Below are 14,941 nucleotides of genomic sequence, written 5' to 3' on the forward strand. Positions count from 1 at the left end.
CTTGCAACCTCCATTCTGACATTCCAGTCTTGGCAAAAAATCAGCATGTTCAAGCTCTGCTTACATGGGAAAGCATGTAACTGGATATTCTATAAGCTAGAAAACACCTCACACCCAATGGATTATCTTGGGAACTTTACCATGCTTCAATTTGCCTACGATGATCATTTAACCAAAAAAATAAGCTTTAATTCAGCTCATTTTCTATTGTAGGAAAAGCAATAATAAATGTAAAGATGTCTGATTAGCCATAATAAGGAGATAAACAGAGCATTTCGAAGGAAAACTTTGTACAGTTTTTACTGTATAAACATTATGTACTGTTTATTCGGTTGCTATACTGGTTAACTATTGTTAGAATACAAACCGTTACCCAGAAAGACGGGAAGCGAAGCAAAAATTACCGGATTTCGTGGCTGGGCGCACAAGTGTATGGGCTTGTGGTTGCTGAAGGCCGTTCGAAGTGCACAACACATCAGAAGGGGTGAAAACATGACCATACTTGAAGTAAAAAACGTAAGTAAACTGTTTGGCCCCCAAACCGAGCAAGGTCTTGAATTACTGGAGCAAGGTTGGGGCAAAGAAAAGTTGGCCAAAGAAAAACAAATAACGGTTGGTGTCAATCGGGTCAACATGGAAATTAAAGAAGGCGAAATCTTCGTTATTATGGGCCTGTCCGGTAGTGGTAAGTCCACACTGGTTCGGATGTTCAATCGCCTGATTGAACCAACATCCGGAGAAATACTGGTTCATGGCAAAGATTTGCGAAAAATGAACAAAGAACAATTGCGTGAAGTACGCCGGAAAACGATCAGTATGGTGTTTCAGAAGTTTGCGTTGTTTCCGCACCGCACTGTTCTTGATAATGTGGAATATGGTTTAGAAATTCAAAAGGTAGATAAGGAAGTTCGCCGTGAGAAAGCCAAGACCTCACTCGAACTGGTTGGCCTTAAAGGCTGGGAAGACAAAATGCCGGATGAACTGAGCGGCGGGATGCAGCAACGTGTCGGCCTCGCTCGGGCACTTGCGAATGACCCGGAAGTACTGCTGATGGACGAAGCCTTCAGTGCGCTTGATCCATTGATTCGTCGTGATATGCAAGATGAGTTGATTGAGCTTCAGGATAAGATGAAAAAGACGATTATTTTCATTACCCATGACTTGGACGAAGCGCTGCGCATCGGCGATCGGATTGCTCTTATGAAAGACGGCGCCGTTGTGCAGATCGGTACACCGGAGGAAATTATGATTCAACCGGCCAACTCATACGTGGCCCGCTTCGTCGAAGACGTGGACTTGTCCAAGGTCCTCACAGCATCACACGTTATGCGTCGTCCTGAAACCATTACAACAGATCGTGGTCCCCGTGTTGCTCTCGAGTTAATGCGTGAGCGTGGGATATCGAACCTGTTTGTCATTGACCGCTCCAAAAAATTGCTGGGCGTCATTACAGCAGAAGACGCAACCCGTGCAATGCGCGAAAATAAAGTATTAAACGATATTCTGATTACAGATGGTCCGACAGTGTCGCCTGAAACTCTCATTCATGAATTGTTTGAGATTGTAAGTTCAGCCCATGTGCCACTCGCCGTTGTAAGCGAAACTGGCCGTCTGCAAGGCGTTATCGTTCGCGGAGCCCTGCTCGGTGCACTAAGCGGTGAAGTCGCAACAAAGGAGGAACCTGTGAATGATTCCCAAAATACCACTAGCATCGTGGATTGAATCCATCGTTGACTGGATGAGCTCCTCGCTCTCCGGATTGTTTAAAGTGATCTCTGTCGTTATTCAGGAAGTAGTCGGATTTTTCTCGGGGCTGTTTATGTTGCCTCATCCGCTCCTGTTTATTGCTATACTAGGTGTACTGGCGTTTTTGGTAGGCAGATTGCCTCTTACCCTGTTTACTGTTATCGGATTCCTGCTTGTCGATAACCTGGGCTACTGGTCTCAATCCATGGACACGCTCGGTCTTGTTATCACGTCAGGATTGATCTCAATTCTGGTCGGTGTGCCTGTTGGTATCTGGCTGGCATACAGCAAAACGGCTGCACGGATTATCACACCGCTGCTTGACTTCATGCAGACGATGCCAGCATTCGTTTATCTGTTGCCAGCCGTTACGTTCTTCAGTCTCGGCGTTGTTCCCGGCGTTATAGCATCGGTGATCTTCGCTATTCCGCCAACCATTCGTCTGACTCACCTGGGGATTAAGCAAGTTTCCAGTGAACTGGTTGAGGCAGCGGATGCTTTTGGATCAACTTCGGCTCAGAAATTGTTCAAGGTACAGCTTCCGCTCGCCTTGCCTACGGTGATGTCCGGTATTAACCAGACCATCATGTTGTCCCTGTCCATGGTTGTTATTGCATCCATGATCGGTGCACAGGGTATCGGTGCAGAAGTGTACCGTGCTGTAACGCAGCTTCAGATTGGTAAAGGTTTTGAAGCCGGTCTTGCTGTCGTGGTACTTGCCATCGTGCTTGACCGCTTTACGCAAAATTTGTTTATGCCTGGCCGCAAAAAAACTTCTCGTGTCTCTACGAAACAAAAGGCATGGATTACTGCAGCGGCAACACTACTTGTACTTGTTGCTGGCTTCTCTCAATACTTCACGGGCAGCACAACATCTGCTGGTGGCAACAACGGAGCAGCCAATGCTGTAGGTAAGGAAGTGAACTATCAGATTATTGGTATCGATCCAGGTGCAGGCATTATGAAATCAACCGCCAAAGCCATCAAGGATTATAACTTGTCAGACTGGAACCTGATTGAAGGTTCGGGTGCCGCGATGACCGCTACACTGGACAAAGCCATCAAAAACGAACAACCAATCATCATTACTGGCTGGACTCCTCACTGGATGTTCAACAAGTATGATCTGAAATATTTGGAAGACCCCAAAAAATCGTTTGGTGATGCCGAAGAAATTCATACCATCGCTCGTAAAGGCCTGAAAGAAGATCACCCGGTTGCTTATGAGTTCCTGAAGCGCTTTAAATGGACTTCGGATGAGATGGGTGAGATGATGATTGCCATTCAGGATGGTACATCCCCTGAACAGGCTGCCAAAGATTATGCAGAGAAACATGCGGATCAGATTGACGAATGGACAAAAGGTCTGACACCGGTGAACGGTGATGCGTTCAAACTGAGTTATGTTGCATGGGATTCCGAGATTGCAAGTACCAACTTGCTGAAATATGTCATGGAGAACAAACTCGGATACAAAGTCAACGCACTTCAAGTTGAAGCTGGACCTATGTGGACGGGTGTGGCCTCAGGTGACGTAGATGCATCTCCTGCGGCCTGGTTACCACTGACACATGCTGACTACTGGGAACGTTACAAAGATCAAGTTGAGGACCTTGGAGCCAATATGACAGGTGTACGCACAGGTCTGGTTGTTCCTAAATATATGACGGACGTTAACTCGATTGAAGATTTGGAAACGGGGGCTTCAACTTCTGGTTCATCCTCTGAACCTGCGGCAAATGCCAACGTTGGAGATGAAGTCAACCACCGGATTATCGGTATTGACCCAGGTGCCGGTATTATGAAATCCACCGCCAGTGCCATTGAAAAATATGGCCTGACCAACTGGAATTTGGTAGAAGGGTCCGGCGCAGCCATGACGGCTACGCTGGACAAAGCTTACAAGAATAAAGAACCAATTATTATTACAGGTTGGACTCCGCATTGGATGTTCAACCAATATGACCTGAAATATTTGGAAGATCCCGATAAAGTCTATGGAGATGCCGAAGAAATTCATACCATCGCTCGTAAAGGTCTGAAAGAAGATCATCCGGTAGCTTATGAATTCCTGTCCCGCTTCAAATGGACTTCGGATGAGATGGGCGAGATGATGATTGTCATTCAGGACGGTACCTCACCGGAACAAGCTGCCAAAGACTATGCTGAGAAACACAAAGATCAGATTGATGAATGGACGAAAGGTCTGACACCCGTGAACGGCGATACGTTCCGTCTCGGTTATGTTGCCTGGGACTCCGAGATTGCAAGTACGAACCTACTGAAATATGTAATGGAAAAAAATCTCGGTTATAAAGTCAATGCACTGCAAGTTGAAGCCGGACCAATGTGGACGGGTGTTGCATCGGGCGACGTGGATGCTTCTCCGGCTGCATGGCTTCCTCTGACACATGCTGATTATTGGGCTAAATACAAGGATCAATTGGATGACCTTGGTGCCAATATGACAGGTGTAAAAACGGGGCTTGTTGTACCAGCATACATGGATATCAAATCCATCGCAGACTTAAAGGATAAATAAATCTTTTCTCTTGTTCAAACATTCTTTGCAGTAAGTTGATTTTGTTCTTATAGCATTGTTTCTTTTAATGAAAACGGCCTATCTCGAATGTACGAGATAGGCCGTTTTCGTTTAACTAACAAAGAGACGAAAAGGGCCTTTGTGCCTCATCGTCTCTTCTCTTATATCATTTTTATTATGAAAGGTTTACGCGTAATCCCTTAGGTGTTAATTGCTTGATTATTTCCCTGTGCCAAGAAATCCTTCTTTGAAAATATTCAATACATAGTCGAGCGTAATCGGGTCACTGTACGTCACCGCTTTGGTATCGAGCTCGATAACCTGTTTGTTCTGAACGGCCGGAATTTTACTCCAGATTCCCGACTTCATAATCTCGTTATCCCGAGTCATGTCTCTACTGAGCACGATGAAGTCACCCATGTACTCCGGAAGCACTTCAAGTGACAAGGAGTGATAACCATCTTTTAACGTATCATTCTTTACTTTTTCAGGCATATTCAACTTCATGGCTTGGTACAGCGCTTCCGTTCCACGTGCCCAGTGATCCCCCATGGCAAAAACTTCTTTATCAGCGATTTCGATGGTGGACACCGTTACTTTATCTCCATACTTCGCTTTAATCTCATTGCCGATCTCCCCGGCTCTTTTGGTGAAATCATCAATCCATGCTTGTGCTTCAGACTCTTTGTTCAGCACTTTACCAATCTCCAGTTGCTGTTGCAAATAATCGAGTTTACCCCATGTGTATATGATCGTTGGGGCAATTTTGGAAAGTTGTTCAAGATTTTTCATATGTGAACCTGCAATGATTAAGTCAGGATTCAAAGCGGAGACACTCTCCGGATCTTCATCACTTACGATAGCAACGTCTTTTAATTTATCCTTGAACAGCGGATTTTCTGCTGTCCATTTATCTACGCCCACTGGCGTTACATCCATAGAAAGGATATTGGGACCGTTCGTCAAAGCAACGATACGTTGCGGTTTAGCCGGAATTTCCACGGGCCCTGTCTCGGATTGATACGTTATCGTATCTGAAGTATTCGCTGCTTCACTGCTCGTCCCTTCCGTTGCAGTTGTCTCTTGTTTTCCATTGTCTGATGCACCGCTTGAAGCCCCGTTACCACATGCGCTGGCAATCATCGTAAACAACATCAGCACGATGAACGGTAGAATCCATTGCTTTTTCATCTGTATAGTCTCCCCTAATCGTTAATGATAATCATTATCAATTTAATGAACGTGTTGATTATATGATATGAGTCGATAGCATGTCAATCATCTTGAAACGAATTTCTAGATTTTTCTTTAGTTTATCGTTTGCATTCACTTGTTTCGAAAAAGAATCGATTCGTTCGCAAAAAAAACAGCTTACAGACTTTTGCCTGTAAGCTGTTTCTATAGTGAAGAAAATAACAAGTCATGAATGAAATTCTCCTCACTTGTCTTCGTTGAAACACATTTTAAACAAATCCCTATTTTTGTAAATACTGATCAACATATTGTTCTGCGTTAATAGAGCCTATGGCAATCCAGTTAGCGTAGGTCTCTCCGAACATTTTATACAGTAATTCACTTGAATACAGACCACTTGTTTTTCCGAAAAAGAGGTAAAGCTCCTTTACCGTATTCGTATGCTTTTTACCGTTCAGGTCTGTCCACTTTACCTTTTTGTTCAGATCCACCTTACTGATGTCCTTCGTATGGATTTGTACAATCGATCCGTCAACTTTGAAGTATACAATAACACTCTTCTCATATGGATGACCTTTGAGAATACTCCATCCCTTCATATCCCCTGTTGCCGGTACAGCATATAGTTTTCCTTTTTTAGTCGGCTTAGTAACTGTTGTACTGTTTTGTTTCTTTGGCTTTTCAATCTGGATATTCATTTTCCCTTGACCAATAGATACTTGCATCGTTTCGCCATTATTTTTTAATCCTGCTCCGAAAGCATCAGATAGCACTGAAGCAGGCATTAAAGTCACGCCATTCTCTACAAGAAGTGGAGACTTTAAAGTGAGAGAATTTCCATTTAAACTAGCCTTTGTACCTGATTTAGGCAAACTCACTTGCGTAGAACCAACTTTAATTTCAAAGAGGCCCTGCTGAGCCAAATAATTGACACTGCCTCCCAAAGCTTGGACTACCTCTTTCATAGGAACAAGTGTCACACCATTTTTTAAATATCCCCCATCTATTGGGCTGTCTAAGCTTCCTGAAATGATAACTGACTTTTCTATATTTTCAACCTTAACTGTAATTTTGGAAGAACCAACTCCCAGAATTTTGACCATGCCATTGCTTAATACTTGAAGCAGGTGGGGATCACTAATAGTATAATCTGTTTTCGTAAGACCGACCGGTCTCTTATAATACGGATCATTGGCATCATGTAATGTGAATTCGTCATCATAAATAACATAGATATTTAAGTTAAACTTATCTCCTACAGAAGCCGTAATGGCAGGATCGAGCTCAACATCCTTCACTGTTAAATCCTCTGCAAACACATTGGAACTAAATAAAAGCATAAAAAACATCACAAGTAAACTCAGTTTCTTCATTCTTTCTTCTCCTTCACGTATGTAGTCTCTTTACTTCCTCACTTCTTCAAACAATCTTTGTCTATTGACAGACTATGCCTCCCCTCCTTACTATACATTTTTTTTCGATATTTTTTAAAAAAAATTCTTCCTTTTAGTTAATCAATTACAAAAAACGAATGCGGCATACAGACCGCATTCAGTTTCCCACTCGTCAACCCTGCAAGGTATGAATTACTTCTTGACTGTACTATTGTACTGATTGATTTTTTCCGTAATCTGCTTCGCAGCGGCATCTAGGATCTCTCATGGCGAACCTTGTCCATTCGGCACGGCTTCAATTGATCCTTCGACAATTTGTCTCGCTTCCGGAAAAACACCCATAACTGCGCCGAATGTTGCTGTCGAATCGGCTGAAGCGTGCAATTGGTCGACTGCTGCCCTGGAACTGCGGATATTTCGTCATATTATCCTTTATTACTTGCTGATCGTAGGTTGCTGTCGTAATTAGGAAATATTTGCTTTTACCAATTCCATTGTTAACATAATCATGATTCTGGTTTGAAGTACGCACTTTACATAACATAGATAAAATAGAGGCGTATTGCACATTACACAAACTTACAATACACATAAAAACCGCAAGTACACTCCACACCGGAGTTTCCTTGCGGTAAAATGATGTGTACATTCTATACAAAATATCACCGTACATCGACGAACCTTTTTTATATCGTTGCGGCCTATCCTCCCATTACCGATTCAGATGATACGGCACCGTCGTCACAATCACATCTTTATAATTAATCAGATAAGCCCGAATCATGAAGCTGGTCTGGTTATGCAGTACATTTTGCCACCAGTGCTTCGTAATAAATTGCGGTATCAGGATGGTGATATGATCGGTTTCGGCTGTTTTCCATTCCACCGTATCAATGAATTTCTTCAGCGGGCCCATAATGCTGCGGTACCTCGATTTGATTACGACCAGACGGACGCCTGGATTCCATTCTTCCCACTTCTGCTCCATCTTCCGTATAGCCTCATCATCAAAGCCGATGTACAGTGCCACCACATGATCCGACATCGTCTGGGCGTAACTGATGGTATTCATCACCACCCGAGTAATGCCCGCCACCGGAATAACAATCGTATTGCCTTTCTTGGCCGGTTTATCCACCTGAATATCGATACGTAGTTCGTCTGCGATGTTGCAGTAATGGCTGCGAATGCGCATGAACACATAAACGACCAGTGGCAAGAAGATAAAGATAACCCATGTCTGCGTGAACTTGGTGAAAATAAAAATGAGTGTAATCGACAGTGTGGTCAGCATACCGATTGTATTCACCAGCAGTTTTGTCTTCCACCCTGACGGTTTAATTTTAATCCAGCGTATCATCATGCCGAGCTGCGACAGTGTAAAAGGAATGAACACCCCGACCGCATAGAGCGGGATCAGGTTGCCAGTATCCCCTTTAAATCCAACGACAAGAAGTGCCGACATGACGCTGAGAAAAATAATCCCGTTGGAGAAGCCCAGACGGTCTCCTCGCACCATGAACATATGCGGCATATATTTATCCTTCGCCATCATGAAGGACAACAGCGGGAAAGCAGAGTATGCCGTATTCGCCGCGAGGAACAAGATCAGGGCTGTAACACCCTGGATAATAAAATACATCCATCCTCTGCCAAACGTAGCTTCGGCAATCTGGGAAATGACCGTTGCTTTGGGATCAGGTTTGATCCCATACCCAAAGGCTAACAGCGTAATACCGATAAACATGGCACCAAGGATGCATCCCATCAGCAGCAACGTTCCGGCTGCATTTTTCTCCGCAGGTTGCTTGAAGTTCGGAATGGCGTTACTAACCGCCTCAACCCCGGTCAAAGCCGAGCATCCAGAGCTGAACGCTTTAAGCAGCAGGAAGATACTGACATGCGACAGACTTGTTCCGAATTCCGGAGCCGCAGCATGCATACCACCAGTCAGAAATTTGAATCCACCCGAAATAATGAGTATCGCAATCGAAAAGATAAACAGGTAAATAGGGATCGCCAGCACCGAAGCTGACTCCGTAACCCCTCGTAGATTCATAACGGTCAGAAACACAATCATAATAAGCGCAATAATGACACTATAGTCATGCAGTACAGGAAAAGCAGATGTGATCGCATCCGTACCTGCGGAAGAACTTACAGCCACGGTCAGGATATAATCGACTAGCAATGAACCCCCGGCAATCAAGCTCGGTGTGGTGCCCAGGTTATCCTTGGCTACGATATACGCGCCGCCCCCTGTAGGATAAGCAAATATGGTCTGGCGATACGAAAAAATTAAAATGACGAGCAATCCCAGCACGGCGATGGAAATCGGAACCGAGTACCACAAGGCGGCGAATCCCGCCGCAACCAGCACCAGCAAAATCTGTTCCGTACCGTAGGCCACGGATGATAAAGCATCGGAAGACAGGATGGCGAGCGCCTTCCATTTCCCCAATTTTTCTGCATCCAATTCAGCCGACTTCATTGGCTTGCCGATTAAGATTCTCTTCATTTTGCCAAGCATGATCATAACTTCCTTCCATCTCTTGTCTATAAGCTTCTTTGCTTCTCATCTGGGTAACAATGTCTGTTCTTATCTATGAAGCATAGTTATTATGCAAAATCGCAGAGCCGTTGACAATACGTCATTTCACCCGAAAATCGCCAGCGCGTGATAATGCATTCTACGATTCAATATTCGATAACAAAGCCTTTCTTGCTAAGCAAAATGAACGTTTTTGACCCAAAACGGCGATTGTTTGCCTGAAAAAAGAAAAAGACCTTCGGTTCAAAGAACCAAAGGCCACGATCACGATTTCATATGGTCAGCTTCATATAACACAATTGTCATATGGATCTTGTTTACACTTCATTTTGAATGATACCGGGACGAGGAGTTACGCCAAATTGCTCTGTAAGGGCAAGTAGTTGCTCATCCGTAATCCGCTGCCTGATATCGTGACCTGCAACAAGCATGTACACTTGTGCTGCTTTCTCGATGGTCTCAATCAGACCAAACGCTTCGTCAATCGTTGTACCTGTTCCAAAAATGCCGTGCTGCGGCCAGATCACCGCGTGATACTCCCGCATTTTCTCCGCCGTTGCGCGGCCGATTTCATTCGAACCGGGCATCATCCAAGGAATGATCCCAACGCCATCTGGGAATACCACCACACATTCGGTGCACATCTGCCAGAGTGTCTTGGTAAACTTGGCCTCGTCCAGCTCATGGATGAAGGTCATGGCTAGTACATGTGTCGCGTGGTTGTGCATGACAACCCGGTGGTTCGGGTCTCTTTTCAAACGTTCAATATGGCTCATAAAATGGGTCGGCAGTTCACTTGTCGGGTTCGCGCCACCGTTCAGCCCCCACAATACCTCCAGCACCTGTCCATCCGCAGATACACGCAGTACACCCAGATTGCCTTCCGGGTCTGCCAGCACGTTTTTGAAATATTTGCCCGATGCCGTAACGATAAAATATTGTCCCGCCAGTTCTTGCACGGAAAAGGCAGGTGTGATGGTGCGGATCACATGATGAATGTCAATGTAAGGTGCAACCTCTTCCTCTTTCAGCAGATAGCTGACATTACCGCCATTACGCTCATCCCATCCATTTTTCCACATATGCTGCGTAATCTCTGCCATCTCGCGTACAAATGGAATATTGAAACCGGCAGGTTGCTGTCTTTCGGTCTGAAGGGTCACGTTCATGTCTATCCTCTCCTATGTTCAAGTATAAAATGGGGCTGTCACGATCAAATTAAGTTCCTTTTTTCACATTCATTATACCTTTGTTTTTGTTTGTTAGTCAATAATAAACACAGATTATTATTTTATTTATTTTTGTTTATCTTTATTTTATTGTAAAACGTCGAAAACAAGCAAAAAAATACCCCGCCGTCGCCCGGCAGGGTCAGTCACACATCTATTTAACACGAGAAGGGGTTTACAAGAGTTATCATATCCTTCCCACCTTAATAGAAGCTGAACGCGAAATAAAAAATGCATGAAAACGACTCAAGATAAGATACCCTAGAACGTTAATCAGCGGGCAGTATTATTTTTCCGTAATCTATAGAAAGGCTTCATCACACCTGTTGCTTCATCCCGTCGCTCGCGCATTTGCTCAAATCCCAGTTGGCTCAAAATGTGACATGCCGCTTCATTATCCGGATGATGACTTGCCACCAGCGTCGCTACCTCTAATTTGTCAAAAGCATAACGAACAACAGCCTGCGCCGCTTCTTGCGCATAGCCTTGTCCCCAGTGATCCCGAGTCAGCAGGAAACCAAGCTCATAGATGTTCTCCTCCGGATCATAAGGGCAGAGGCCACAGCAACCGATAAACACATCTGAATCTTTCTGAAAAAGGGGCCAGTACTGCACTCCCTCCTGCTTCTCACGCTCGATCTCCTGAGTTAGCCTCGCCTCTACTTCCTCTTCGCTCAGAACCTCGTTGCCACGAACCCAACGGGTCACCTCATGATCACCCCAGAGCGCAAACGCGAGGGCACGATCACCTTCGTCCCATGTCGTAAATACAAGTCGCTGCGTTTCCAATATTTTGGTTTGCTTACGGTTCATATTCTATCAACCTCCCGAATCCCAGGCACAGTCTCAACGTGCGGTCTATACTATTCCATTAATCGTGTACGGTTCAGAGTAAACTCTCGGGCCCCAACATTTTATGTAGTTTGATACGCCTTCCCCTGTTTACGACAAGGCTTCAATATGAAAAAGTAACCCCTGCCGACCCGGTCGGCAGAGGTTCATACGTTCTACTAACATCTGATAGATTACGCCAAAGCAACTTCAATCGTACCGGAAGCAGCACCTCCCTGGTTCGCCAGCAAAGCGAAGACCAGCACCTGACTTGCGGTAATGCTCAAACTGCTGTTCACCGGAACAATATAAGTGACAACTGGAGCATTTACACGAGTGATGACGAGAGATACCGGAAACGGTCCATTGTTGTTCACCGTAACACTTGCATTGGTGCCGCCAGACAGGTTTTCATAGTAGGATTTACCCACACCCGCTGGCAGATTGTAGAACTGTAATGGTAAAAGGATGGCCATCAAAATCACCTCCTTTTTGCTTTGATACGGTATTCTATGTTTCAAATCTAGTAAAGCCACGGTGAATTAACCCTGGTAGAACGTACATTTATAGCTGACATATAAGTTTAATAGATAACGTATCCCGCGAAAAACAAAAAAAGCCCACCGGATGATCCGGCAGAGCTGCTTGTCCAAGAACATACCCAGGAACAAACTAGGCATACAGCATAAAAAAGTTCAATTCATGGCCTTGTTGTTTGAGGTAATTATAGAGCTGTGAGCGATGGTGGAACACATGTGTGAGCGTTTCGATCTGCCACTGCACCTGCAGGTGTCCATGCTCTGCATAGAAAGCTTTGGTAGAGCGGTTCAGAAAGTCCTCTTCGCTGAGACTTGTAATATATGCTTTGTACGCCTCGAAATTGCTCCATAATGTCTTTTCCAGTTGCTCAATATCCTGGTTTCCAGATAAACGGTTCTCCACTTGACCTACTTCAGCCTCACATTTCTCTTGCATGATGACAAGATCCGAAGCCGTAATCTGAATAAAATGATGCACCAGCTCCACAAGGGAACGCATATTGTCCTGCGGACGATACGCCCAGTCCTCCGGACGAATTAGACGAATTAACGAAGCGCCTGTGCGTACGCCTGTTTCCAGTTCCGTTAACAGATGCTCTCGAATTTGCAATGTTCCATTCATGATTCATTACTCCTTTGTGATAAGTCTATGATTCATAGTATAACGGAAGATACGGCCGCATCATTGTACTTTTCGGACAACATCTGTTGATGCTCCTGAACAGCAACTAGCGGTGTATCGCCGTAAAACTTGCGGAATTGCCTGATCAGATGAGCCTGATCGTAAAATCCATACGTCTGTGCCAGTCCAGCTCCGTCCGTAGCCAGGCCTTTGCGGATGCCATGCAACACCTGATGGAAACGAACAATTTCACTAAAACGCTTGGGACTGATGCCCACTTGTTCGGTCATTTTGCGATGCAACTGACGTTCACTGACAGCTTCTCCCTGGGCAAGGTCTTGTATACTCAAGCGGCCATTATCCTTGAAGATCCGGTAGAGCACATTACGAATCAAATCCTGATCAGCATGATGATGAATCGGGCTACTGCGCAGGGTCACTCGGCGGAGGTAAGACTCCATCACCTGCACACGCTGAGCAAAATTCACCGTTTCCTCCATCTTCAACCTTAGCTCGTCCCATCGAATTGGCCAGCAGTCTTCCAGGGGTACACGACGATCTGTAAACAAATCCAGTGACTGACCGTGTAGAAAAGGAGCTCCCCCCGGAAAAAAGCGAACTCCAAACGTATAAGCTCCCTCCGGAGGCGCTGTCAACGATAACGGAAAAGCAAAAGGCTGCATGTAATTGCCGCAATAGCTATACGTATGCCTTTCTTGCTCTGGATTATAATCGATCAGAATGTCAGTGCAACCATCTGGTAATACCCGGGCAGAGGCCGGAAATTTCAACCTTAAGTCATTGACCTTGATGTCCATGTCCATTCCATCTGTGCCATACTTGCCATCTTCCCTATGTTCCCGAGTTCCTGATTCCCAATAACAGGCTACATAAGGTGTAAGCACAGGGGAAGGACTATTCTCTATGTAGTATGTACGGGGGTCCATCCCATTCATCTGTACCGGACGATACAATGCGTGCAGACGAGCGTCCATGCATTTCCCTGCCTTTCCCTTTTATGCGAAAAAGAGCCTCATCTAATCGGTATCTCCCGGTATCTCTCAATATCTCTTGGTTCACATTATATTATTATGCTCATTCTTCTCTCTCATCATATCATGAGTATGATCGCTCAGCTAAACATAAAAAAAGTGCCCTGCTCGGAGGACAATCCGAACAGGGCCAGTCACACATCTATTTAACACGAGAAGGGGTTTACAAGATTTATATTAATCCCTCAACCTTAAGAGAAACTGAAATCCAGATGAAGAACAGATCAAAAAATGAACGAAGGACAGATGAAGAACAGAAGAAAAATAAGTTAGGCACTATTACTCGTCTTTTCAGCCTAAACCATGCAGTTTGCGAAATTTCTCGGGACTCATGCCCGTATGTCGTTTAAATATCGTACAGAAGTAACTCGCATTTTCATACCCTACCCGGTCAGCCACTTCATAAATTCGGAGCTCCCGCTCACTGAACATCAGCTGTTTGCTACGATTGATTCGTTCCTGGTTGACATAAAACACAGGTCTGACACGAAGTGCCTTTTGAAACAACCGACATAGATATTGAGGAGATACAACAGCCACATCCGCCAGTTCCTTCAGCGACAAAGGCTGATCCAGGTGCTCTGTAATGTAACGTAGCACGGGTTTCAACCGTTCCATCTCGTCGTTATCGTTGTCCGACACAATGAGCAAAGGCTTCAGATCCAGTAGCAAGGCATACAGGTGTTTGGAACTGTCCCGATCATCGGCAGCATTCATCGCATCCCCCGTGCCTTCCTCCCTTACAAGCAACAATTCCAAAGCGTTCAGCAGTTTGGGTTTTCTAAGCTTATATACTCCTGAACTGGTGATTCCCGCATAGGCCAGTAGCTGACTTGCCTCCCGCCCTTGAAAGGATACCCATGCCAGTTCCCAGTGATCCGTAATAGGCCTATACTCATGCGGAATATCGGGGTAGGTGATAAACACCTCCCCTGGGCCAACGATATACTCTCCTTCATCCTCTATAATCAGCCTGCCTTGTCCCTGAATGACCTGATGAATCTGGTAATCGGGAAAGCCTTCCGGGCGCTCCGTTTCAAATTGATGTTCCCAATACCCAACGGTCGTCATATAGACTGGCAGACGTGCGGCTTCGTCTGTTTTACCAAAAAAGATTCGTGTATTCATGCGGTACACCACGCTCTCCAGCTTTAGTTTCATATTGTGATATATATGGGCAATATTCTTTATTTTCTAAGTACCTGATCAATTCTATACTGTGAATATATTATAACATGATC

At 44.9% G+C, this 14,941-nt stretch carries 11 protein-coding genes and 1 pseudogene; 2 read left to right on the forward strand and 10 right to left on the reverse strand.

Features of this window, described 5'->3' with window-relative positions; genetic code table 11:
• Positions 1-492: 492 nt before the first annotated feature.
• Together J2T16_RS16925 and J2T16_RS16930 are read left to right on the forward strand one after the other, a co-directional pair.
• On the forward strand, positions 493-1,722 hold the full coding sequence (locus J2T16_RS16925; RefSeq protein WP_154890862.1) for a quaternary amine ABC transporter ATP-binding protein: 1,230 nt from the start codon (positions 493-495) through the stop codon (positions 1,720-1,722).
• Positions 1,688-4,288, forward strand: a complete 2,601-nt coding sequence (locus tag J2T16_RS16930) for a glycine betaine ABC transporter substrate-binding protein (RefSeq protein WP_154890861.1) — start codon at positions 1,688-1,690, stop codon at positions 4,286-4,288. The genes J2T16_RS16925 and J2T16_RS16930 overlap by 35 nt, the downstream gene beginning before the upstream one ends.
• Before the next feature lie 219 nt (positions 4,289-4,507).
• Here J2T16_RS16930 and J2T16_RS16935 read toward each other — a convergent pair whose 3' ends face one another.
• The 10 genes and pseudogenes from J2T16_RS16935 to J2T16_RS16980 form a co-directional block, all read right to left on the reverse strand.
• Positions 4,508-5,479: an ABC transporter substrate-binding protein gene (locus J2T16_RS16935; protein ID WP_154890860.1), complete on the reverse strand. Its 972-nt coding sequence runs from the start codon at positions 5,477-5,479 to the stop codon at positions 4,508-4,510.
• Positions 5,480-5,763: 284 nt separating this feature from the next.
• Positions 5,764-6,855 carry a copper amine oxidase N-terminal domain-containing protein gene (locus J2T16_RS16940; RefSeq protein WP_154890859.1) on the reverse strand — a complete coding sequence of 364 codons (1,092 nt, stop codon included), beginning with the start codon at positions 6,853-6,855 and terminating at the stop codon, positions 5,764-5,766.
• A gap of 213 nt (positions 6,856-7,068) precedes the next feature.
• Positions 7,069-7,351: pseudogene (locus tag J2T16_RS16945) on the reverse strand (ABC transporter substrate-binding protein); the annotation flags it as partial.
• 237 nt (positions 7,352-7,588) lie between these two features.
• The gene (locus J2T16_RS16950) at positions 7,589-9,406 is read right to left on the reverse strand and encodes a potassium transporter KimA (protein WP_090918178.1); all 1,818 of its coding nucleotides are present in this window, start codon (positions 9,404-9,406) and stop codon (positions 7,589-7,591) included.
• Positions 9,407-9,744: 338 nt separating this feature from the next.
• Complete coding sequence (gene rhaD / locus J2T16_RS16955; RefSeq protein ID WP_221787866.1) at positions 9,745-10,596, reverse strand: rhamnulose-1-phosphate aldolase; 852 nt, start codon at positions 10,594-10,596, stop codon at positions 9,745-9,747.
• Positions 10,597-10,929: 333 nt separating this feature from the next.
• A complete protein-coding gene (locus tag J2T16_RS16960) occupies positions 10,930-11,469 on the reverse strand; it encodes a GNAT family N-acetyltransferase (RefSeq protein ID WP_221787864.1) in 540 nt (179 codons plus the stop codon).
• Positions 11,470-11,681: 212 nt separating this feature from the next.
• Positions 11,682-11,963 carry a hypothetical protein gene (locus tag J2T16_RS16965; protein WP_090918184.1) on the reverse strand — a complete coding sequence of 94 codons (282 nt, stop codon included), beginning with the start codon at positions 11,961-11,963 and terminating at the stop codon, positions 11,682-11,684.
• Between the two features lie 196 nt (positions 11,964-12,159).
• Positions 12,160-12,648 (reverse strand): DinB family protein, encoded by a 489-nt coding sequence (locus J2T16_RS16970; protein ID WP_499018823.1) that lies wholly within the window; start codon positions 12,646-12,648, stop codon positions 12,160-12,162.
• 32 nt (positions 12,649-12,680) lie between these two features.
• On the reverse strand, positions 12,681-13,643 hold the full coding sequence (locus J2T16_RS16975; RefSeq protein WP_499018824.1) for a DUF6597 domain-containing transcriptional factor: 963 nt from the start codon (positions 13,641-13,643) through the stop codon (positions 12,681-12,683).
• A 348-nt stretch (positions 13,644-13,991) separates the two neighbouring features.
• A complete protein-coding gene (locus J2T16_RS16980) occupies positions 13,992-14,861 on the reverse strand; it encodes an AraC family ligand binding domain-containing protein (RefSeq protein WP_336120880.1) in 870 nt (289 codons plus the stop codon).
• Positions 14,862-14,941 lie beyond the last annotated feature (80 nt).

Source organism: Paenibacillus intestini (assembly GCF_030803945.1).
Classification (GTDB): Bacteria; Bacillota; Bacilli; order Paenibacillales; family Paenibacillaceae; genus Paenibacillus; species Paenibacillus polysaccharolyticus.

Bases quoted from the DNA above. Each gene is read 5' to 3' on its own strand.
- rhaD (WP_221787866.1), bottom strand. From the start codon at position 10,596: ATGAACGTGACCCTTCAGACCGAAAGACAGCAACCTGCCGGTTTCAAT.
- J2T16_RS16965 (WP_090918184.1), bottom strand. From the start codon at position 11,963: ATGGCCATCCTTTTACCATTACAGTTCTACAATCTGCCAGCGGGTGTG.
- J2T16_RS16975 (WP_499018824.1), bottom strand. From the start codon at position 13,643: ATGGACGCTCGTCTGCACGCATTGTATCGTCCGGTACAGATGAATGGG.
- J2T16_RS16950 (WP_090918178.1), bottom strand. From the start codon at position 9,406: ATGCTTGGCAAAATGAAGAGAATCTTAATCGGCAAGCCAATGAAGTCG.
- J2T16_RS16960 (WP_221787864.1), bottom strand. From the start codon at position 11,469: ATGAACCGTAAGCAAACCAAAATATTGGAAACGCAGCGACTTGTATTT.
- J2T16_RS16980 (WP_336120880.1), bottom strand. From the start codon at position 14,861: ATGAAACTAAAGCTGGAGAGCGTGGTGTACCGCATGAATACACGAATC.
- J2T16_RS16970 (WP_499018823.1), bottom strand. From the start codon at position 12,648: ATGAATGGAACATTGCAAATTCGAGAGCATCTGTTAACGGAACTGGAA.
- J2T16_RS16940 (WP_154890859.1), bottom strand. From the start codon at position 6,855: ATGAAGAAACTGAGTTTACTTGTGATGTTTTTTATGCTTTTATTTAGT.
- J2T16_RS16935 (WP_154890860.1), bottom strand. From the start codon at position 5,479: ATGAAAAAGCAATGGATTCTACCGTTCATCGTGCTGATGTTGTTTACG.
- J2T16_RS16930 (WP_154890861.1), top strand. From the start codon at position 1,688: ATGATTCCCAAAATACCACTAGCATCGTGGATTGAATCCATCGTTGAC.
- J2T16_RS16925 (WP_154890862.1), top strand. From the start codon at position 493: ATGACCATACTTGAAGTAAAAAACGTAAGTAAACTGTTTGGCCCCCAA.